General features: G+C 64.7%; 18 protein-coding genes. 3 read left to right on the forward strand and 15 right to left on the reverse strand.

Going from position 1 to position 18577, the window contains the following annotated elements; genetic code table 11:
• The first annotated feature begins 446 nt into the window (after positions 1–446).
• Positions 447–1514 (forward strand): lytic transglycosylase domain-containing protein, encoded by a 1068-nt coding sequence (locus F7R19_RS25265; protein WP_061956861.1) that lies wholly within the window; start codon positions 447–449, stop codon positions 1512–1514.
• Positions 1515–1617: 103 nt separating this feature from the next.
• Here F7R19_RS25265 and F7R19_RS25270 read toward each other — a convergent pair whose 3' ends face one another.
• The 4 genes from F7R19_RS25270 to ribBA all read right to left on the reverse strand — a co-directional run bounded on the left by F7R19_RS25270 (position 1618) and on the right by ribBA (position 5174).
• Positions 1618–2799 carry a pyridoxal phosphate-dependent aminotransferase gene (locus F7R19_RS25270; protein ID WP_150982415.1) on the reverse strand — a complete coding sequence of 394 codons (1182 nt, stop codon included), beginning with the start codon at positions 2797–2799 and terminating at the stop codon, positions 1618–1620.
• Between the two features lie 152 nt (positions 2800–2951).
• Complete coding sequence (gene nusB / locus F7R19_RS25275; protein ID WP_061956863.1) at positions 2952–3431, reverse strand: transcription antitermination factor NusB; 480 nt, start codon at positions 3429–3431, stop codon at positions 2952–2954.
• Between the two features lie 37 nt (positions 3432–3468).
• Positions 3469–3969 carry a 6,7-dimethyl-8-ribityllumazine synthase gene (gene ribH, locus F7R19_RS25280; RefSeq protein WP_061956862.1) on the reverse strand — a complete coding sequence of 167 codons (501 nt, stop codon included), beginning with the start codon at positions 3967–3969 and terminating at the stop codon, positions 3469–3471.
• Between the two features lie 89 nt (positions 3970–4058).
• Entirely contained in the window at positions 4059–5174 is a 1116-nt protein-coding gene (ribBA, locus tag F7R19_RS25285; RefSeq protein WP_061956781.1) for a bifunctional 3,4-dihydroxy-2-butanone-4-phosphate synthase/GTP cyclohydrolase II, read from the reverse strand.
• Between the two features lie 253 nt (positions 5175–5427).
• Here ribBA and F7R19_RS25290 point away from each other — a divergent pair, with 253 nt between their 5' ends.
• Entirely contained in the window at positions 5428–6459 is a 1032-nt protein-coding gene (locus F7R19_RS25290; protein ID WP_150982416.1) for a CaiB/BaiF CoA transferase family protein, read from the forward strand.
• 129 nt (positions 6460–6588) lie between these two features.
• Entirely contained in the window at positions 6589–6780 is a 192-nt protein-coding gene (locus tag F7R19_RS25295; protein ID WP_061956783.1) for a YjfB family protein, read from the forward strand.
• A 165-nt stretch (positions 6781–6945) separates the two neighbouring features.
• Here the strand turns inward: F7R19_RS25295 and F7R19_RS25300 are convergent, their stop codons facing one another.
• The 11 genes from F7R19_RS25300 to F7R19_RS25350 all read right to left on the reverse strand — a co-directional run bounded on the left by F7R19_RS25300 (position 6946) and on the right by F7R19_RS25350 (position 18562).
• Positions 6946–7572, reverse strand: coding sequence for a riboflavin synthase (locus F7R19_RS25300; protein WP_150982417.1), 627 nt, complete (start codon positions 7570–7572; stop codon positions 6946–6948).
• A gap of 46 nt (positions 7573–7618) precedes the next feature.
• Positions 7619–8740: a bifunctional diaminohydroxyphosphoribosylaminopyrimidine deaminase/5-amino-6-(5-phosphoribosylamino)uracil reductase RibD gene (ribD, locus tag F7R19_RS25305; protein ID WP_150982418.1), complete on the reverse strand. Its 1122-nt coding sequence runs from the start codon at positions 8738–8740 to the stop codon at positions 7619–7621.
• An 86-nt stretch (positions 8741–8826) separates the two neighbouring features.
• Positions 8827–9357: a GspH/FimT family pseudopilin gene (locus tag F7R19_RS25310; RefSeq protein ID WP_150982419.1), complete on the reverse strand. Its 531-nt coding sequence runs from the start codon at positions 9355–9357 to the stop codon at positions 8827–8829.
• Position 9358: 1 nt separating this feature from the next.
• Positions 9359–9823 carry a type IV pilin protein gene (locus F7R19_RS25315; protein ID WP_150982420.1) on the reverse strand — a complete coding sequence of 155 codons (465 nt, stop codon included), beginning with the start codon at positions 9821–9823 and terminating at the stop codon, positions 9359–9361.
• On the reverse strand, positions 9820–11649 hold the full coding sequence (locus F7R19_RS25320; protein WP_150982421.1) for a pilus assembly protein: 1830 nt from the start codon (positions 11647–11649) through the stop codon (positions 9820–9822). Before F7R19_RS25320 ends, F7R19_RS25315 begins: the two co-directional genes overlap by 4 nt.
• On the reverse strand, positions 11646–12215 hold the full coding sequence (locus F7R19_RS25325) for a pilus assembly PilX family protein (protein WP_223505822.1): 570 nt from the start codon (positions 12213–12215) through the stop codon (positions 11646–11648). The genes F7R19_RS25320 and F7R19_RS25325 overlap by 4 nt, the downstream gene beginning before the upstream one ends.
• Entirely contained in the window at positions 12209–13141 is a 933-nt protein-coding gene (locus tag F7R19_RS25330; RefSeq protein ID WP_223505820.1) for a PilW family protein, read from the reverse strand. Before F7R19_RS25330 ends, F7R19_RS25325 begins: the two co-directional genes overlap by 7 nt.
• Entirely contained in the window at positions 13138–13473 is a 336-nt protein-coding gene (locus F7R19_RS25335; protein WP_170292655.1) for a hypothetical protein, read from the reverse strand. Before F7R19_RS25335 ends, F7R19_RS25330 begins: the two co-directional genes overlap by 4 nt.
• A gap of 197 nt (positions 13474–13670) precedes the next feature.
• Positions 13671–14219, reverse strand: coding sequence for a GspH/FimT family pseudopilin (locus F7R19_RS25340; protein ID WP_150982424.1), 549 nt, complete (start codon positions 14217–14219; stop codon positions 13671–13673).
• Positions 14220–14224: 5 nt separating this feature from the next.
• Positions 14225–14677: a type IV pilin protein gene (locus tag F7R19_RS25345; protein WP_150982425.1), complete on the reverse strand. Its 453-nt coding sequence runs from the start codon at positions 14675–14677 to the stop codon at positions 14225–14227.
• A 12-nt stretch (positions 14678–14689) separates the two neighbouring features.
• A complete protein-coding gene (locus F7R19_RS25350) occupies positions 14690–18562 on the reverse strand; it encodes a pilus assembly protein (RefSeq protein WP_150982426.1) in 3873 nt (1290 codons plus the stop codon).
• Positions 18563–18577 lie beyond the last annotated feature (15 nt).

An 18577-nucleotide genomic window follows, 5' to 3' on the forward strand; every position in this document is an offset into this window, starting at 1 on the left:
ACAAGCCCCCGACGTCGTAAAAAGCGTTGTTACATATTTCTGAAAGTAGTGATTATTTGTTTTCTTATGCTTGACGGGTTATAAAAGCGTTCCTACAATCCGGTCTGCTCTGTGAAGTGTTGCGTCGCAACATAGCTTCGTGCCCGATGTCAAGAGGGTGAAGCGAAAAAAGCGACGTCAGCAAACTTCCATTCGATTGTCACCAAGCGGTGCCCGGCAGGCGCCCGGTGCGCAGTCACCTGGCGGGATGCCAGGGTCGTAGAGTCTTAAGTGGCAGGGTGCGGCTCCCCAAGCTCGTACCCTGTTTCTCGTTGGGCGCATGGGGAGCGCCCGCCAACAGATGCTGGACACCCCTGCTAGGTGGCGCAGCATCCTTACTTGAGTACGTTGAGATCGGGCACGCGCTGTATTGTGGCGCGCGCAGCGGGCAGCGGATGGAGGTAAGCATGAGCGGTTGGAAAACCCTTCATCTTCCCGGCATCGGGCGGGCATTGCAGGTCCGCTTCAGACAGCCGGTTCCCGGTGTGAGCCGCGCACTTCAGGTGCGACTGGCCCATCCGGTGGCAGGTCGCGCCTTGTTGCGCGGCGGCCGAACAACCTTGAAGTACGCCCTGAACAGTCTCGGGGTGCTTTCCGTGGCTGCCGCAGTCACGTTGACCGTGAGCCAGCAATGGCGGACGTCCCTCGCCGGTGCGCTGGCGGGCAAGGAAGCGCCTGCCGTGCTGGTGGACGCCGCCGTCAGCCAGGCGCCAGCGCAGGTCACCGTGCCGGCGATGTCGGCCGATGTGGCCGCTGCCCGCCTGGTAGTCGCAGGCACTGGCGTGAAGGGCTTGCCGACGGTGTCGGGCGTGGACGAATGGAGCCAGACCGCTGCAGGCAAGGTTCCGTCGGTGGCCCATCTGGCTGCGCAGATCCCGCTGCAGCGCGTGGCGTTGGATGCGCGCAGCAGCTCGGCATTGGGCTCTGCCCGTGAGCAGGCCGCCGTGGCCGACTACATCGCCCGCAAGTACCGCGTGGCAACGCAGGCGACCGCGCAACTGGTGAAGGCCGCCTACATGACCGGGCGCGAAGTCGGGATCGATCCGCTGCTGATCCTGGGAGTGATCGCAATCGAGTCCAGCTTCAATCCGTACGCCGAAAGCGGCGTCGGTGCGCAGGGCCTGATGCAGGTCATGACCAAGGTCCACCAGGACAAGTACGAAGCCGTGGGCGGCGTGGCCGCCGCGCTGAATCCGTACGCCAACATCAAGATCGGCGCGCTGGTGCTCAAGGATTGCATCGCCCGCGCCGGTTCGATTGAAGGCGGGCTGAAGTACTACGTCGGCGCCACGACCAACACCGACGGTGGCTATGGTGCCAAGGTTCTGGCCGAACGCGCTCGACTGCGCGCGCTGTTGGGATTGCCCACCACCGAAGCCGCCAAGGCGTCGGCCGATGCCAAGACGCAGGCCGAGCATCATCAGAATGGCGGCGAAAAGCTCGAGGCCGCCGGCAATACCGCCCAGGCCGCCTGATCGTCGGCCGGACGCTCCGGCGTCCTGCGCTGCGGCTGGTCCGCGTCGCAAAAAAGAATGGCACCCCGCGGGGTGCCATTTTCATTGCTTCGGGCTGTCCGACTCAGCGCAGGAAATGATGCAGGCGCTGCATCGCTTCCTCGATATTCGCCATGGACGTCGCGTACGAAATTCGGATGTAGTCGTTGGCCGTATGCGGGCCGAAATCGGTCCCCGGCACCATGACCACGCCCGCGTCGTGCAGGATCGCCTGCGTCAGCCGATCGGCGTCGCCAGCGGCGGGATGGTTCACATGCCGGCAGTCGGCATAGACATAGAACGCGCCATCGGGCTTGACCGGCACACGCAGGCCCAGCGCTTCCAGCGCCGGCAGGATCGCGTCGCGGCGGCGATGGAATTCCTCCTTGCGCGCATCATAGATCGCCAGCGCCTCGGGCGAGAAACACGCCACGGCGGCATGCTGTGCCACCGCAGACGCGCAGATGAACAGGTTTTGCGCCACCTTTTCGAATGCCGATACGAGTGAATCGGGCACGACCAGCCATCCCAGGCGCCATCCCGTCATATTGAAATACTTCGAGAAGCTGTTGACCGTGATGACGTCGTCGTCCAGCGCCAGCGCGGAAACCGGCGGTCCGTCGTACGACAGGCCCTGGTAGATTTCGTCGACGATGGCAAAACCACGGCGCGCGCGCACTTCGGCGAGGATGGCTTTGAGTTCGTCAGGCAGGATCGACGTGCCGGTGGGGTTGGACGGCGACGCCAGCAGTACGCCGCGCGTCCGGGCGCCCCAATGAGACGCCACCTGCGCGGCGGTCAGCTGAAACCGCTCTGCCGGGCCGCTCGGGATCATTTTGGCGTGGCCGTCGAAGGCGGCGACAAAATGGCGGTTGCAGGGGTAGCTCGGATCCGGCATCAACACTTCCGCGCCGATTTCCACCAGGACGGCGCACGCCAGCAACAGCGCGCCCGAAGCGCCCGCCGTGACGATTACGCGTCGCGCGGGAATATCGAGCCCATAGGCGGTTTTATAGTGGCCGGCAATAGCTTCGCGCAGCGCATGGATGCCCAGCGCGCCGGTGTACTGCGTGACGCCGCGCCGCATGGCGGCCTCGGCCGCGTGGATGACCGGCGGCGCCGCCGTGAAATCGGGCTCGCCGATTCCCATGTGGATGATGTGCCGGCCGGCGCGCTCCAGCTCTGCCGCCTGCTTGGCCAGTTCCATGACATGGAACGCTTCGATGTTGGCCAACCGGGAGGCGGTGGCGATGTGCTGGGAGTTCATGGCGATGGGGGCGAACGGCCTCAAATGGATGCTTGCGCGCGGCAGCATCGGAAGCGGATTCAATAAAAACACCCGCCAGGGCGGGTGTTGTTGCCGGCGCAGGCATCATCGAACGCCGTGCGCCGAAATGCAACAGCTGTTCGAAAGTGCGATCAGCGGCGCGCTGCCACTTCCGGTGCCCGCACCTGGGCGGCCAGCTTGTCCAGCACGCCGTTGACATACTTGTAGCCTTCGACCCCGCCGAAGGTTTTGGTCAGCTCGACGGCCTCGTTGATCACGACCTTGTAGGGGATGTCCAGGCAGTGCACGAGTTCGTAGCTGCCGACCAGCAGCGCAGCGCGCTCCACAGGCGACAGTTCTTCGACCGTGCGGTCCAGGAACGGTGCGAAGGCTGCCGTCAGGCGCTCTTCCTCGCGCACGGCGCCATTGAGCAGCGCGTCGAAGTGCTCGACGTCCGCCTTGTTGAAGCCCTGGGCATCATGCAGATGCGCTTGAATTGCACCGATGTCGTGGCGATTCAGCAGCCACTGATACAGGCCCTGGAGCGCCAGTTCGCGGGACCGGCGGCGCGCGCTCTTGGGCGGCGCCTTCGGTTCGGGGCGCGGCTTGGCGCCAGCGGGCTTGCCGGCCATGTCGCCGTTGTCGCCCTTGTCGCCGATGTCGGACGGGTTACTCATCATCTTCCTCGTCGTTGCTTTCGTTTTCGCGCAGCGAATCGAGCGCCACGACCAGGTTGGCCATCTCCACGGCGGTGCGGGCGCAGTCGCGGCCCTTTTCTCGCGTGCGGGCATGCGCTTGCGCGTCGGTGTCGACGGTCAGGATGCCATTGGCGATCGGCACGTTGAAATCCAGGCCCACGCGGGTGATGCCGGCGCCCGATTCGTTCGAAACCAGCTCGAAGTGATAGGTTTCGCCGCGCACCACGGCGCCCAGCGCCACCAGCGCGTCGAACTGGCCGCTTTCGGCCATCTTCTGCAGGGCAAGCGGCACTTCGAGCGCGCCCGGCACGGTCACCAGCAGCGTGTCTTCGCCTTCGACGCCAAGTTTTTCCAGCTCCGCCAGGCACGCTTCGCGCAGCTCGTCGCAGACGGGCTCGTTAAAGCGGGCCTGCACAATGCCAATACGCAGGCCTTCACCGTCGAGGTTGCTCTCGTAGAAGCCGTGATCCATTGTCAGTTCTCCATTCATTCGGTCGGGCATCGGCGCGGATGGCCGATGTCCTGTGATTCAGTGTGATTCGATGCGGCCCGCGGGGCCACTCAGTTGCAGCCCGGCTCGCCGCTCATGGGCTGGCAGCCGACGATTTCCAGGTCATAGCCGGTCATGCTCGGCATTTTCTGCGGCGAGCCCAGCACGCGCATCCTGCCGACGCCCACGTCGCGCAGAATCTGCGCACCGACGCCGTAGATGCGCAGATCGGGCTTGCGGCGCGGCCGATTCTGCGGCGCGTCCAGCGCGGCGAACTGCGTGAACAGCTCGTCGGGCGAATCGCCGCAATTCAGCAGCACCATCACGCCTTGCTCGCTGCCGTGCAGCACTTCCAGCGCGGCCGGCACGCTCCACGAATGCGTGGTCCGGCCGGATTCGAGCACGTCCAGCACCGACAGCGGTTCATGCACGCGCACCAGCGTATCGCGCTCCGGATGCGGCTGGCCCTTGACCAGCGCCAGATGCGCGCGGCCCGACGGCTTGTCGCGATACATCACGCCGCGGAACGTGCCCCAGGGCGTTTGCATGTCGCGTTCGCCCATGCGTTCGATGATGCTTTCCGTGCGGCTACGATAGTGGATCAGGTCGGCGATGGTGCCGATCTTGAGGTCGTGTTCGCGAGCGAATTCGATCAGGTCCGGCAGGCGCGCCATCGTGCCGTCGTCCTTCATGATTTCGCAGATCACCGCGGCGGGCGTCAGGCCGGCCAGGGCGCCGAGGTCGCAGCCGGCCTCGGTATGGCCGGCACGAATCAGCACGCCGCCGGGTTGGGCCGTCAGCGGGAAAATGTGGCCGGGCTGCACCAGATCGGTGGCACGCGCGTCCTTGGCAACCGCGGCCTGGACGGTGCGCGCGCGGTCCGCCGCGGAAATGCCGGTCGTCACGCCTTCGGCCGCTTCGATCGACACCGTGAAGTTGGTGCCATGCACGGTACCGTTGCGCGACACCATCGGATACAGCTCCAACTGGCGGCAGCGTTCCGCGGTCAGCGTCAGGCAGATCAGGCCGCGCCCGTACTTGGCCATGAAGTTGATGGCTTCAGGCGTCACGAAATCGGCCGCCAGGACCAGGTCGCCTTCGTTTTCGCGATCTTCCTCATCTACGAGGATGACCATGCGGCCGGCACGAATGTCGGCAATGATGTCTTCGGTACGGGCGATAGTCATGGCTGGGGCGACGTCTGAATAACGGGCGGGTGCGAGGGTGCCGATGGTGTCAGCGGCGGGGCAGGGCGGCGCAGATGCTTTGAGGCCGACGAAATCAAGGCCGCTATTGTACGCCATGCCGCTCCGCGATGCCCCGGTTCGCGGCGCCAATCGAAGCGCCGATCCGCAGCCACGGGTTGGCCCGGGTTGCACGGAAGTGCGTAAAGCGGCATATCGGAAGACACCTTTTTGGCCGGCAAACAGGAGACATCGCATGACACCACCGCTGCAGGGCATCCGCATCGTCGAATTCGAAGGAATCGGCCCGGGGCCACTGGCCGGCAGGATGCTGGCGGACATGGGAGCGGAGGTTGTGGTCGTCGCCCGTCGCCAGCGCGTGGCCGTGGCCGAGCAACTGGGCGGCGCAAAGGCGAGCCCGCTGCGGCGGGGCAAAGCCATCGTGCCGCTCGACCTCAAGCAGCCGGGCGATCTGGCCCAAGCCATGGATCTGGTAGCCAGCGCGGCGGGACTGATCGAGGGCAATCGACCCGGCGTGATGGAGCGACTGGGCCTGGGGCCCGCCGACTGCGCGCTGCGCAATCCCGCGCTGGTCTATGGCCGGATGACCGGCTGGGGCCAAAGTGGGCCACTGGCCCAGGCGGCCGGGCACGACCTCAACTATGTCGCGTTGACCGGCATGTTGTCACTGGCGGCGCGTCCGGGCCAGACGCCAATGATTCCGCCGACGGTGGTCGGCGATGCCGGCGGCGCACTGGGGCTGGCCTTCGGCATGGTCTGCGCGATGCTGGACGCGCGCGCCACTGGCCGCGGGCGCGTGGTGGATGGCGCGATCGTCGATATGGTCGCCATGCTGGGCAGCATCGCGTTGTGGGTGCGAAACAATGGCCAACTGGACGGCCCGGCGCCGAGTCCCTTCCATCAATCGCCGTTCTACGACGTATATGAGTGCGCCGATGGTGGATTCATCACGATCGGCGCGCTGGAGCCACAGTTCTACGCGTTACTGCTGCAGAAGCTGGGCATGACGGACGTGGATCCCGCCACGCAGTACGACGCCGGCTCGTGGCCGGCGCTGAAGCAGCGTTTCAAGACATTATTCCGCAGCCAGCCGCGCGCGCACTGGGACGCCTTGCTGGGCGGCACCGATGTCTGCTACGCGCCAGTGCTCAGCATTGCCGAAGCCGCGGCGCATCCGCACAACGCAGCGCGGGGATTGTTTGTCCAAAATGGCGACGGCACGCTTGATGTGGCAGGCGCCCCGCGATTTGTCCCGCTGGACCGTTAGCTTTTCCGGCCGACGGCAAGCGGCCGCTCAAGGTATCTGGTTTGCCGCCGAAAACAAGGATGCGGACGCGTGGCGCACGCGAGTGTGTCGCGCGCGCCGTATTTCCCAACTCGTACAAGGTAGTCCTTCATGAGTACTTCCCTCGTCAGTTCGCTGGGCGCGGCCGATGCCGGCAGTGACCCGGTGGCGCTGCTGATGCTGCGCAAGACGCTGGATCTGCAGGCCCAAGGTGTTGCACAACTGTTGCAAGGCGCGACACCTGTGGCATCGTCCGGCAGCAATCCGCCGCATCTGGGCAACACCATCGACATCAAGGTGTAACGCCTCTGAAAGCGCCGGCGGTCTTCGGTGTGCCTGCCGAAGGCCGCTTGCCCGGCGGCGCCTTGACAGCAAGGAACGGGCAACGGCCGCAGGTCCTCCCGACGATTTCGGTCCTGGTCGTGCTTTGCCTCAGGCTTGACGCCTCAGCTCAACGGCCACGCATGCTCAGCCGTTGTGTTGCGCGCCGGATGCCGAGAGCATCCGCTCCACATAGCGTGCAATCAGATCGATTTCCAGATTCACGCGCTTGCCCGCCGACAGCTCGTTGAGCGTGGTGACCTCCACCGTGTGCGGAATCAGGTTGATCGAGAATTCGCAACCCTCGGCCGAATCGCTGACATTGTTGACGGTCAGCGATACACCGTTGACCACCACAGAGCCCTTGTAGGCGAGGTAGCGGCCAAGCTCGCGCGGCGCGCGGATGCGCAGCTCGTGCGATTCGCCGACCGGGGCGAAGTGCACCACCTCTCCAAGGCCGTCGACATGGCCCGACACCAGATGACCGCCAAGTCGGTCCGCCAGGCGCAGTGCCTTTTCGAGGTTGACGCGGCCCGGTTGATCCAGCCCCACGGTCTTGTCCAGCGATTCGCGCGAGACATCGACTTCGAAATGGCCGGGCTCGAGCGTCACGGCTGTCATGCATGCGCCTTGGATCGCGATGCTGTCGCCGATGCCGACATCGGACAAGTCCAGATCGCCGGCCGCCACGCGCAGGCGTACCCCTGCGTTGACGTCGCCAAGCGGGGTGACCGATTCGATGCGGCCAACCGCCGCCACGATGCCAGTAAACATGTTTGCCTCTTCAAGTATGCGTAGTGCGTAGTTGTCTGGTGCCGGCTCAGTGCGTGTTATCGGCACGGCGCGCAATCAAGCGCAAATCGTCGCCGATCTGGCGCACTTCATGCCAGCGGAAGGATGCGGCGTCGTCGAGCTTGGCCAGGGGCGGGAGATTGAACATCCCTTGCGCATCGCCCAGCAGCTTCGGCGCCAGATAAATCAGCAGTTCGTCCGCGCAGCCTTCGCGAATCAGCGATCCATTGAGCTTGAAGCCCGCTTCGACGTGCAGTTCGTTGATGCCGCGTTGCCCGAGCGCCTCGAGCATGCGGCGCAGTTCGACCTTGCCATGGCGATTGGGCAGCACCACCACTTCGACACCGCGCGCTTCCAGCGCCTGCCGGCGGGCCTTGTCGTCGATGGCGCAGAACACGAGCACCGGTTTCGCGAATTCGCCAGTGTCGCGATTGAGGATCTGCGCATCGAGCGGAACTTCGAGGCGCGAATCGACGAGCACGCGTTGCGGCTGGCGCGGTGTGGAAACGGCGCGCACGGTCAGCGCCGGGTTGTCGTCGCGCACCGTACCGATGCCGGTGAGAATGGCGCAGGCGCGTGCGCGCCAGGCGTGACCATCGTCGCGCGCAGCCTGACCGGTGATCCATTGGCTGGTGCCGTCATGCAGCGCCGTGCCGCCATCCAGCGACGCAGCCACTTTCACGCGCACCCACGGCAAGCCGCGCGTCATCCGCGAAACAAAGCCGATATTCAGATCGCGTGCCTCTTTTTCCAGCAAGCCGCACCGAACATCGATACCAGCATCGCGCAGCCGCTGCAGTCCGCGACCCGACACCGCCGGGTTCGGGTCTTCCATGGCCGCCACCACGCGCGCGATGCGCGCCCGCACCAATGCGTCAGCGCATGGCGGCGTACGGCCGAAGTGGCTGCAGGGTTCGAGCGTTATGTATGCGGTGGCGCCGGCGGGATCGTGCCCGTGCGCGATGGCGTCCTTCATCGCCTGGATCTCGGCGTGATCCTGTCCGGCTGGCTGCGTGTAACCCTGACCGATGATCCGGCCATCCTTCATCAGGACACAACCGACGCGAGGATTTGGCGTGGTCGTGAACATCCCGCGCGCTGCCAGCGCGAGGGCTTGTTCCATGGCGGTGTGGTCGGAATCGGAAAACATGGCGTGCGGAATCGGGCCGAAAGAGGAAATCGGGAGTCAGGACCTGGCGTCGTCAGGCGGGGCGCGCATGGGCTGGCGTCGGGTTGTCAATCGCAGTCGGTATCCACGCCGGGTTGGCAAATCCGTATGCGCCCCTGGGCACCCAGCCGGACTTGTCGTTGTGCGTGGCCGCAGCTCACCTGAAACGTGGCGGCAAAGAAACCGCCATGCTCAGACCGTGAGTATCCCACAGCTGTCAAGTGCAGGCTTTGGCTCCCCGCGGCGCCTCCCGTACCGCGCAATGCCACGCCCAGGCATCGTTCGTTGAGCGCAACGACTGCAAACGGTGCGTCCGTGGTGTCCGCGTCTGCGTCGGGCACGCTAAGCTGCCAGCCGTGATCGAGCGCTGTGTTGTCGCCGAGCGGCTCCAACAGGACCTCCATACGCCGATTGGCTGCGGTGGAGCGCGCCAGCGCCAGCGACGCCGCAAGGCGATCCGCGGCCTGTGTGGCGATCATGGTGGCGTGCATGTCGCGCAGCATGGGCCACGCTGCTATTGCCAAGGTCAGCGCCACAGCCAGCGCGATGAGCGTTTCGGCAAGGGTGGCGCCCTGCTGCGATGAGATCGTGCGGGTCATTTCAACAGTTGGGCGGCAGCGGCAGGGGTTCACCAAGTTCGGTGGGCATGGAAAGCCACTCGCCGCTGCTACGCAGCACCAGGGTCCCGCACGCCGCATCGGGGCGCACTGGTGTGGCGCGGACTTCCACGCAATGCGACAGCGAGCGCCCCGCGCAACTGGTGGCTGTCAGCCAGTGACGCGTGGGCGCAGGGGGTGGCGGCAGCGGTTTTGGCCAGTCGCCGGCGGGCGAAGCACCGCCCGGCTCGCTTGCGTAGGTGGCGGTGAGCAAAGCGTGTCGTTCGAGCGTCAGCATCGCCGCGATCATCTCGGCGCGCGCCTGCATCCGCCAGCCCCGTTCGATGTGCCGTTGCCACGTCGGCAATGCAAGCGTCATCACGATTGCGACGATCGCAAGCGCCGCGACCAGCTCCGGTAGCGAGAATGCGAAGTGGCCCGCGCGCCGGTGGAGACGTTCCTTGCTCATGATGGTGACCGAATCAGTTCGCGCCAGCCGAGCCGGCCACGCTGCCGGTACCAGGTGGCTTGCTGGGTGAGGCGCGCGGTGTCGCCATCGATCTGCCAAAGCTCAAGCCTGAACGCGTCGCGCGATGTTTTGCCGGCCGACGTATCCGCCCCGGTCGACGTGGCCGTCGATACGACGACCGGGGCGACCTCGCCGTCGAACGGCAGACCTGTCACCGCCGGTGCAATAGCGCCGTTGGCGTCGGTGGTGATCACGGATTCTCCCGTCGCGGCATCGACCAGATAGCTGCGTTGCCGGCCGTCTGGCGTCACGGTGGTGAAGCTCAAATGAACCGGCGTGGGTCCCTGCAGCGTTTCAATGCGCTCGCCTTCATGGGGCAGCCGGAGCGTCCAGCCGTTCTCCGATGTGGCCGCGCCGGCCTGATGGGTGCGCAGGACAACGCCGTCGCCATCGGCAAGCGCATCAACCTGTGCCGGCATGCCGCGGCCGGGGCGATCGGGAATCGCGGAAAGATCTCCGCCCGAGCCGAACACCACGAGCGGGCCAGTGCCGGTTTGGATGACGACAGGTGCCTCTGCCTGGCCCGGGGCCGGCGCCTGATGGCGATGCATGCAGGTCGCGGGCGAAGCGCTGTCGTTGCGGGAGAGATGATCAAGTCCGAAGCGCCAGAGCCGGCCGGTGTCGTCCACTACATAGGCGGCCTGGGACGTCCCGTCGACATTGCCGTTCACCGTGGTGGCAAGCAGATGGGCACTGACCGCGGGCGCGCCGCAGCCCGCGTCCGGCAAGCCGATGCGCGGCACGTTGCCGGACGCGGCCCAGAACTGGGGCGAGCGGTCGAGCGGCAGCAAGGCAATGCCAGCGCGCGCACTGGTCTCCACGTCAGGGGCAAGCGCGGCCACGACGGCCCAGCGGCGCACGCCATGCTCGATCCACATCGCGGCGCGGATCGGCCCGTCGCCCGAGATCGGCAGCGCTGGCGATGCGCCGACTTCCCAGAGCAATCCCAATTGACTGGCTTCGGCGTCCGGGTCGGAAATGTCGAGCACGAAAGCCGCGCCCGGCTGGGTGAATCGAGGCGTTTCACTGGCGGGAACGCCGCAAAGCAGCAGCGTGCGCCAGGTGCCCGCGGGATCCGCATCGACACTTTCGGGCCGCGGGCAGGGCGCGGCAGGGACGGGCCCATCGGCCGACGTCAGCGATGCGGCGCCAGCCAGCATTGCGTACGGCAGGTAGGCTGCGCGTTCGTCTCCGGACAGGGCATCGAATTGATGAACCAGACCGTCGCGTGTGCCGAGCCATAGCGTCACCGGCCGCGACACATGGCGCCACCGATAATCGGCATGGCCAGGCTGCATGGGCAGCCATTGCGGCGGCAACACCAGATGAATGCGTGCGCCGCTGGCGCTGCCAAGCCGCGTATCGCGCGGCCGCAAGGATGTGTCCGTGCGGTCGCCGCGCAGCCATGCCAGACGGTTGGCGCCGTGCTCGGTTGGGTCCACGCTGTCCAGCGCCACTTTTGCCTCTGCGTCGATGGAATCCCAATGCAGTGCGCCAAGGTGCGCGCCGCCCAGATAGAGCTGCCGCGATGGCGTCTGGCGTTGATCGAGCTGGAACCCTGCCTCCCATTTCGTCAATACCGCAGACGAAGACGGTGACGCCGTGCGGAAGGCCAGCGCATGCAGTCTGCCGGTCCAGGGGAAGTCGCCGTTTGAAATGCGGTAGCCAAGCGGCAACTGGCCTGGCGGCGACGCGCAGAGCGTCACCGGGCTGATCGCCAATGCGATGGCGGTCAGGCCAAGATGGATTCGCTGGGAAATCCTCATGGTTGAAACTCCGTTTGCAATACCACGCGTACCGAAGGATCGCGACCTACACCCAACGCGACGATGCGGAAGACGGGCCATGCGTCGCGTGTGGGCGACGGAGCGTCGTCCCGCAGTTCGATCAGATAGCGGGGCAGGGTCGTGGCACCGATCACGTCGGGCGGCAACGGTGGAAGTTGTGCACCGGTAAACGTACCCAGTGCAACGCCAAGGTTGCGGCTTGCGATGCTGGCCGAGCTGCCGTCCAGCCAGGCTTGCCACGCGGCGTCCCGGCCGCTGGTGCGACACAGGCCTGCCTGTGCGCCTTCACCGCAGGCGCCAGGGGCGGGCCATACCGCGAATCGGTCGTCGTCGCCATGCGCGGCGGCAACGAGATCCGACTCGCCGTCGAGCAACGCGGCCTCCGCTGCGCGAAACGCGATCTCGCGATCCAACTGCTGGCTTGCCAATTGGCGGCCCATCATGAGAAAGAGCGTAATGGCGGCACTGATCGACGCCATCAGCAACATCAGCATGGCGACGAAGGCAATCAGGGCGGCGACTGTTTGTGGACGTGGCTTCAGCACTTGGCCTCCATGCATGGCGATGGATTGCGCAGCCGGATCGTGGTCGAGAAGACGCGACGGCGCACCGGTGAGCGAGCCGGCGGTTGGAACGACGAATCCACCGATGCGTCGCCGTCGGCCTGGGAAGGGAAAAGCTGCAGGACTGTCACGGGATAGGGCTGGGCAGTGCGGCGGTCGCCTCGCACCACCATCGAGATTTGCACGGCGCGCACGCGATGCCACGCCCCCTCGCCCAGTTCTTGCACAGTGCGAGCGGGAATAAAGCGGTCGGGGTTGCCGTCGTCGTCCATGTCCACGCCATAGCGCAATTGCATGGTTTCGACGCCGCGCACCAGCGTGCCTGCGGTGTAGGCGTTGGTCAGCACACGGTTGCCTTGCCGCGTGGGGTAGCGGCACAGCAACTGCGGCACGCCGTCGCTGGCCTTGCCGATATAGAACAGATTGGTGGCGGCGTGGTACGGCAGCGGGGCGTCATCGGCGGGCGTAGCTGTCGCGGGCAGCGCGTAGCCGCTGCAATCGCTCATCGTGCCGTCAGGCAATGTGTTATCCGTCGGCAGGCCGCTGCCGGATACGCGCACGAGCACTGCGTCGCTGGCGGCCACTCCGGAACGGGTGCACTGCATCTGCGGCTGTGATGACAACTGTCCGCAATCGTCGCGGCCTTCGATTGGCGCATCGGGCGCTGGATGTGCGGCCGACATCGACACATGGGCGGGTATCCATCCCGCCTGCCGAACGGCGTGCGCGATGATTGCAAGGGCGCGCTGCCCGCGTTCCTCTATCAGTACGCTATCGGCCGTTACCGCATAGCTATCGCGCAGCACCTGGAAAGTGGCGAGCGCCGCCACGGAGGCAATCATGGCGAGGGATATCCCCACCATTACGCTGACCAGCGCGAAGCCGCATTTGCGGCGAGCTCCGGTCATGGCGACACCCACAACGCGATGCCCGCGAGCGGTTGCTTTCCCGCGCCGATTTCTGTCGTCGTATCGGGGGACAAGCCGGCGACTGCAACACGATGGCCCGGCGTGCATCCGGCGCCGACAGTCGGCGCATCACATAGCGCAACGCGCTGCGGATCGCCACCGACCAGCGGCCACGTAGCGTCGCCCGCTTCGGCGCGTTCTGCCGCCAACTGAAGCGTTGCGGTAAGTTGCTCGTGATCGCCGGACCAGCGCAGCCAGTGGCTGCCGAGCACGGCCAGCGGCATCACGCCAAGACTGATCAGCGCGATGCAGAGCAGCGACTCGAACAACACGTGCCCCGCATGGCGAGAACGTGAGCCCAGTGAGACGGCACGGGGAAATTTGGTGGAACACATGGTGCATCGGTTCAGAGAGAACGGATGCCCACGATAGCGGCTAGCGAGGGGTTAAAACGTGTCCGTTTGTTGAGGGCTTGCGTCAGTGTGTTTCCGAATGGATATCGGATACGGCGGGCGTGTGACCGGATGCATCACGGCATCGTGCAGGTGGTCGTGTCGATAGAAGGATTGCAGACGCGTGCGCGGCCCAGCAAGCTGATTTCCACCACGCGCTGTGCTTCGGAAATGGCAAAGCCGACCGTCATCGCCATCTGGGCCTTGGTGGCCGCTGTCTGCGAATAGCCGACCGGCGAAAACGAGATCGAGCCCAGGCCCTGTGGTGTGGTCGCGACGGTGATCGACATGTCGGCAGGCGGCTGATCGGATTCGGAAATCAGCGTGTCGATGCCTTCCTCGTAAGTGCCGTTTGGCGACGCATGCTCGTTGAAGACCTGCCAGCCGTTTTTCCAGTCGCCGCCCAGTGGCGCCACGGTGACATAGCTGTTGGTGGCCGCCGCGGTGGTCCGCGCCTTTGACACCGCCGAGTTGAAACTGTTTGCCGTCGTCATCACGCGATTGCTGCGGATCAGGCCCGACATGCTGGGTACCGCGAATCCGACCAGCACCGCGCCAACCACCAGCGTGATCATCAGCTCGAGTAACGTGAAGCCGCGCATGCGGCGGGCGTGGATCGGGGGCATCGCGGTCACCAGCAATTTGCGGTTTGGGAATACGTGGTGCCGTTGGCCATGTTGTTCTTCTGGCCGTTGGTTCGCAGCACTAACGTTCCACATGTGGCGTCGGTACGCCTTGGGATGGCCTGAAGCTCGATGCATTGGCCATTGTTGGTGCCGGGACACTGGATGGCGCGGATGTCATAGTTGCTGCCGTTGCTGGCATCGCCCGAAAACGTCTGGTAACCGTTCCAGATGGTGGCATCGGTGCTCGATGTGTAGTACGTGTTGACCTGCGAGTAGTGTCGCTCGAACAGTTGCATGCTGCTCATCAACGCTGCCTTCGCTTCGGTGCGGCGTCCCTTGAGAATGAACTCCTGGTAGGACGGATAGGCGAACGCGCACAGGATGCCGATGATGGTGACCGTGGTCATCAATTCCGCGAGCGTGAAGCCGCTTTGGCGGCGTTTGATATGGCTTGTCATGGCGGCTTTCTGTCAGTTCGCAATCGTGAAGTTACGCACCTCGCGCCAGCTTGTGCGGCCCGGCCGGCTGTTGGAATCGAGCGGCGGCGAAGTGGTGGCCGCGCCAGACGTACCGAAACCGATGACCTGCGTCCGCGTCGTCTGGGGCAAGCCGCCTACCGAGTCGCGGGCGCCCACGGTGACATTGGTGATGATGATCGACGGCGCGCCAAGCAGGCCGATGGTCGACAGATAGCCCGAAATGCCGAGCGTTGGCAGGCCGGTCAGCGTGTTCAGCGCGTAGCTGCGGCTGCCCCCGGACGTGCCGCAGGTGCCCGTGGCGGTGTAGATCGAATTGAAGTAGACCAGCCCGCCCGATACCACCGCGGACGTGATCTGCCGCTCGGTGGTGTCAAGAAAATCGATCACCCAACCCGGTTTGCGTGGCGCGACATAGCCCGGCGCTGCCGCGCTGCCCGAGTACTGGATCGATTTGCCGCTGTCGTAGTAGCTCAAGGTCAGCTTGTTGAGCTTGCTGCGATCGCTGACATAGTTGGTGCCGCCGCCATCGTAGATGCCGTAGAAGGAATTTGTCTGGGCGGTGGCGGCGTTGGTGTCGGCCAGCTCGTAATATTTGCCGGTGCCGAACAGCACCATGTAGCCGGCCGGCGCATACACGACTTGCGGTTGCATCGTGATCGGCTGGCGGGCGCCTGTCGGCGAGGTGGCCACGAACATCGGCTTGCCCGGTGCGCCGCCATAGGCGGGCAGGGCGCCGCCGGCGTTGGCGTTCCAGGTGTCCGGGGTGCCGGTCAGAGTGAACTTCCACAGATTGCCCTGCAGATCGCCGGCATACGCGGCGAGCGCCGCGCCGCTGACCTGCGTGATCAAGGCGGGCGTGCTCAGGCCGTTGGCTGTGGCCGTGGTGGAAGGCGAGGGCGTAACGATCTTCCAGTAGTTGCCATTGAGCGACCATGCGGCGCCCGGCGCCTTGTCCAGCGACAGGATGAACAGCACGCTCGGTGCATTGGAATTGGCGGAGCCGTCCGGCTGATTCGAGTTCAGGCCGTTGCCGACGATCACATACCATTTGTAGAGCGGCTGGTTGCTGCTGTCATAGCCGCTAAGCAACTTTGCAAATACTGGCGTACCCATGACGTTGCCCATGTCGGCATCGTCCTTGTCGGTAAATTCCCAGATCACGTTCGAAGCGTTGAAGGCCGCGCCGCTGAGGCTGCCGACCGGATCCGTGACATCGAGCGCATACACGCCCTGCGCGCCGCCGCCGAAGCCGCCGGCGAGCACTGACTTCCAGTTGCCGCCGACCTGGACGTCCGAGACGACCGGCGTAGCGTCGACATAGGCGCGATGGTTGTACGTCGGCGAAGTCAGCTGCGTCAGGTTGTTGAACACTGCGTTGGGCACGTAGGCGAAGACCTCATCGCCGGTTGTCGCGTTGAAGCCGTGCACCATGCCGTCGTTGGCCCCGACGTAGAGCATCGGCGTGCGCGCGACGTACTTCGATAAGAAGGTGCTGTAGCCTGCGCCCGTGCGCGAAGGCGACGGCGCGCCGACATACAGCGGCCCGGAGTTGATGATGTCCCCGAACACGGTTTTGCGCCCGCGGAATACACCGCCGTTGCCCAGGCTGTCGGCTTCGAGGCTGCGATCGCCGCGCAGGTAATCGACGCGTTGCTGGCCACGGCCGTCGCTGGTGCCGGTGCCGGGATTCAGGTTCAGCGCGTCTTGCTGCGTCTTGCCGAGATTGCCCCACGCGAATGCCGTGCCCGCGCCGGTCGTGCTGCTGAGGGTGAAGATCGAGCGCGAGGAAAAGCTGCGTGCCGTCAGCTTGGCGCCGGCTTCCCAGGCCGATGTCGAGGAAATCGACACGGTGCCGTCGGGCGCCTTGGTCAATGGAAATGCATTGAGCTTGCCGTTCCACTGCTGGTCGAAGCCCGGCGTGTAGACGTAGCCGCTATCGACGATGCGGGTGCTGCTGAGCGCCACGCCGGACAGCGTGCCCGCGGAACTGGTGATCTGGGTGAACACCTGCTTGATCGCGTTGATCATCTGCGCCGGCTGGCTGGCCAGGAACCAGTTCGACGGAATGTTCGAACCGGCGGGCGCCGCTTCCCACTCGGTGTTGTTGGTCACCACGGTGCCGCCGGGGCCCAGGGTCTTGAACGGATTGCCGTCCTTGTTGCCGCCATCGGACGTCTCTTCCTTGAATCCGCCGTATTTGGCGGCCAGGAAGATCTGGCTCTGGCGTTGGGTGCTGCCGACCGTGCCGTTGCCGTTCTCGTTCACGTCGATGCCGAACGTCGTCACGCGCGCATCGGGCATGGTTGGCCGGAAGGACGACGTGTGCGCCCAGTAGGCGACGCCGGCCATGTAATAGGTGGAATTGCTGGAAGTCGGGTGATTCTTGGTGCCGAGGTTCGTGAACGACGAATCCAGCGGATTGGCGTTGCCCGCGGCAGGTGTGTTGGTTTCCAGCGCACCGACCTTGTTGGTCCAGTCGACCACGTTGAAGTTGCTCCAGCTGTCGGCGGCGCGCGCCGGATCGCCCTGGTTGGCGATGCCGTTGCCGGGGATGTAGTGATCCTGGTGAGTGTTGATATCGCCGATTGTCAGCACGTAGTTGCGTTGGCAACTGTTCAGCAGCGGATCGGTCCAGGTCGTATAGACCGGAAAGTTATCCGCGTATGCCGTGGTGATGTTGTTGATGGCTTCGGGCGTGGGGCCGTCAGGGTGGTTTTGCAGGTAGCGGATGCTCTCGTAGTACAGCTCGCTCAGCGGATCGTAGGTCTTGTAACTGCCGACAGGGTTGTCGGTTGGCTTGCCGAGATCGGTCACCATCGTGCGGCCGAACTTGTTCAGGTAGTTGATCACGCCGCTGTTGCCGGTGGTGGCGTCGTTCAACGGGTTTTGCAGCAGGACGCCATAGGCGTCCCATTCCTTGGCCGGATTGGCGATGGTGTTGAGCGAAGCGTTGACGGCGTTATCGCCGAGATACTTCATCGGGGCCCGTAGCACGCCGCCATAACGCTCGTTCTGGGCCAGTTTCGAGTTGTTGGTGGGATCGTTGAGGTAGCCGAAGGCGGCAAAGCGCACGCGGTCGGCATTGCGCTGCATTTCACCGACAGGCTTGTAGTTCGTCCCATCGTAGCTGTAGCAAAGGTCGGTGCGGGTGGTGGCCTCGTTGCTGTCGCAAACCTGCACCTGAACGCGGAAGCCGCGTCGTTCGGTCACCGCGCCCTTTTTGTCCGTAACGTCGGCATATTTGCCCAGGCTTGTGCAGTTGGCCGTGGAATCGTCGGCATCGGAAAAATAGATGTGATTGCCGCATGACGCCATGTAAAGCTTGTTGTAGCTGAACGGGGTGACCTTGCTGGGTGCGCTGGTGGTGCCGTTGCCGTCGATGCTCTTGAGCGGAAAGTAGCTGCCGCTCTTGAAGAAGTCGGCGCGCAGCATCGCGCGCTGCAGTACGGTCTGCGTACGGGTGTCGATTACCCGGTCGCCGCCGGTCATGGCGAGACGGAGTTCGTCGATCGCCGATGCGGACGCCCAGTTCATGAAGTTGCCACTGAAGGCGCTTGAGCATTCATGATTGCTGGATGCGGCGCCGGAAATCGTGAAGTAGCCATTCGTGGCGTTGTACGTGTAGCACTTCGTATTGTTGAAGTAGCCGAGGTAGTTTTGCGACTTGTCGTACGCGCTCCGATAGGCCGCACCAGTGGTCGGAAACTCCACCGACAGCGTGAGCATCAGGTTGGGGTGGATGTTCTGCGACTGGCCATAGAGCGGGGTGCTCGAGATCGAGACGGTCGGTACGGTCGTGGCTGCAGACAACAGCGTGCACCAGAGCATGGCGCAGGCGACGAATAATCGGTGTTGGATCTTCATGAATGCGTTCCCGGT

Source organism: Cupriavidus pauculus (assembly GCF_008801835.1).
Lineage (GTDB): Bacteria > Pseudomonadota > Gammaproteobacteria > Burkholderiales > Burkholderiaceae > Cupriavidus > Cupriavidus pauculus.

What these genes read in the sequence shown, in the direction of transcription:
- F7R19_RS25265 (WP_061956861.1), top strand. Translation starts at nt 447, where the DNA reads ATGAGCGGTTGGAAAACCCTTCATCTTCCCGGCATCGGGCGGGCATTG.
- F7R19_RS25270 (WP_150982415.1), bottom strand. Translation starts at nt 2,799, where the DNA reads ATGAACTCCCAGCACATCGCCACCGCCTCCCGGTTGGCCAACATCGAA.
- nusB (WP_061956863.1), bottom strand. Translation starts at nt 3,431, where the DNA reads ATGGCCGGCAAGCCCGCTGGCGCCAAGCCGCGCCCCGAACCGAAGGCG.
- ribH (WP_061956862.1), bottom strand. Translation starts at nt 3,969, where the DNA reads ATGGATCACGGCTTCTACGAGAGCAACCTCGACGGTGAAGGCCTGCGT.
- ribBA (WP_061956781.1), bottom strand. Translation starts at nt 5,174, where the DNA reads ATGACTATCGCCCGTACCGAAGACATCATTGCCGACATTCGTGCCGGC.
- F7R19_RS25290 (WP_150982416.1), top strand. Translation starts at nt 5,428, where the DNA reads ATGACACCACCGCTGCAGGGCATCCGCATCGTCGAATTCGAAGGAATC.
- F7R19_RS25295 (WP_061956783.1), top strand. Translation starts at nt 6,589, where the DNA reads ATGAGTACTTCCCTCGTCAGTTCGCTGGGCGCGGCCGATGCCGGCAGT.
- F7R19_RS25300 (WP_150982417.1), bottom strand. Translation starts at nt 7,572, where the DNA reads ATGTTTACTGGCATCGTGGCGGCGGTTGGCCGCATCGAATCGGTCACC.
- ribD (WP_150982418.1), bottom strand. Translation starts at nt 8,740, where the DNA reads ATGTTTTCCGATTCCGACCACACCGCCATGGAACAAGCCCTCGCGCTG.
- F7R19_RS25310 (WP_150982419.1), bottom strand. Translation starts at nt 9,357, where the DNA reads ATGACCCGCACGATCTCATCGCAGCAGGGCGCCACCCTTGCCGAAACG.
- F7R19_RS25315 (WP_150982420.1), bottom strand. Translation starts at nt 9,823, where the DNA reads ATGAGCAAGGAACGTCTCCACCGGCGCGCGGGCCACTTCGCATTCTCG.
- F7R19_RS25320 (WP_150982421.1), bottom strand. Translation starts at nt 11,649, where the DNA reads ATGAGGATTTCCCAGCGAATCCATCTTGGCCTGACCGCCATCGCATTG.
- F7R19_RS25330 (WP_223505820.1), bottom strand. Translation starts at nt 13,141, where the DNA reads ATGACCGGAGCTCGCCGCAAATGCGGCTTCGCGCTGGTCAGCGTAATG.
- F7R19_RS25340 (WP_150982424.1), bottom strand. Translation starts at nt 14,219, where the DNA reads ATGCCCCCGATCCACGCCCGCCGCATGCGCGGCTTCACGTTACTCGAG.
- F7R19_RS25345 (WP_150982425.1), bottom strand. Translation starts at nt 14,677, where the DNA reads ATGACAAGCCATATCAAACGCCGCCAAAGCGGCTTCACGCTCGCGGAA.
- F7R19_RS25350 (WP_150982426.1), bottom strand. Translation starts at nt 18,562, where the DNA reads ATGAAGATCCAACACCGATTATTCGTCGCCTGCGCCATGCTCTGGTGC.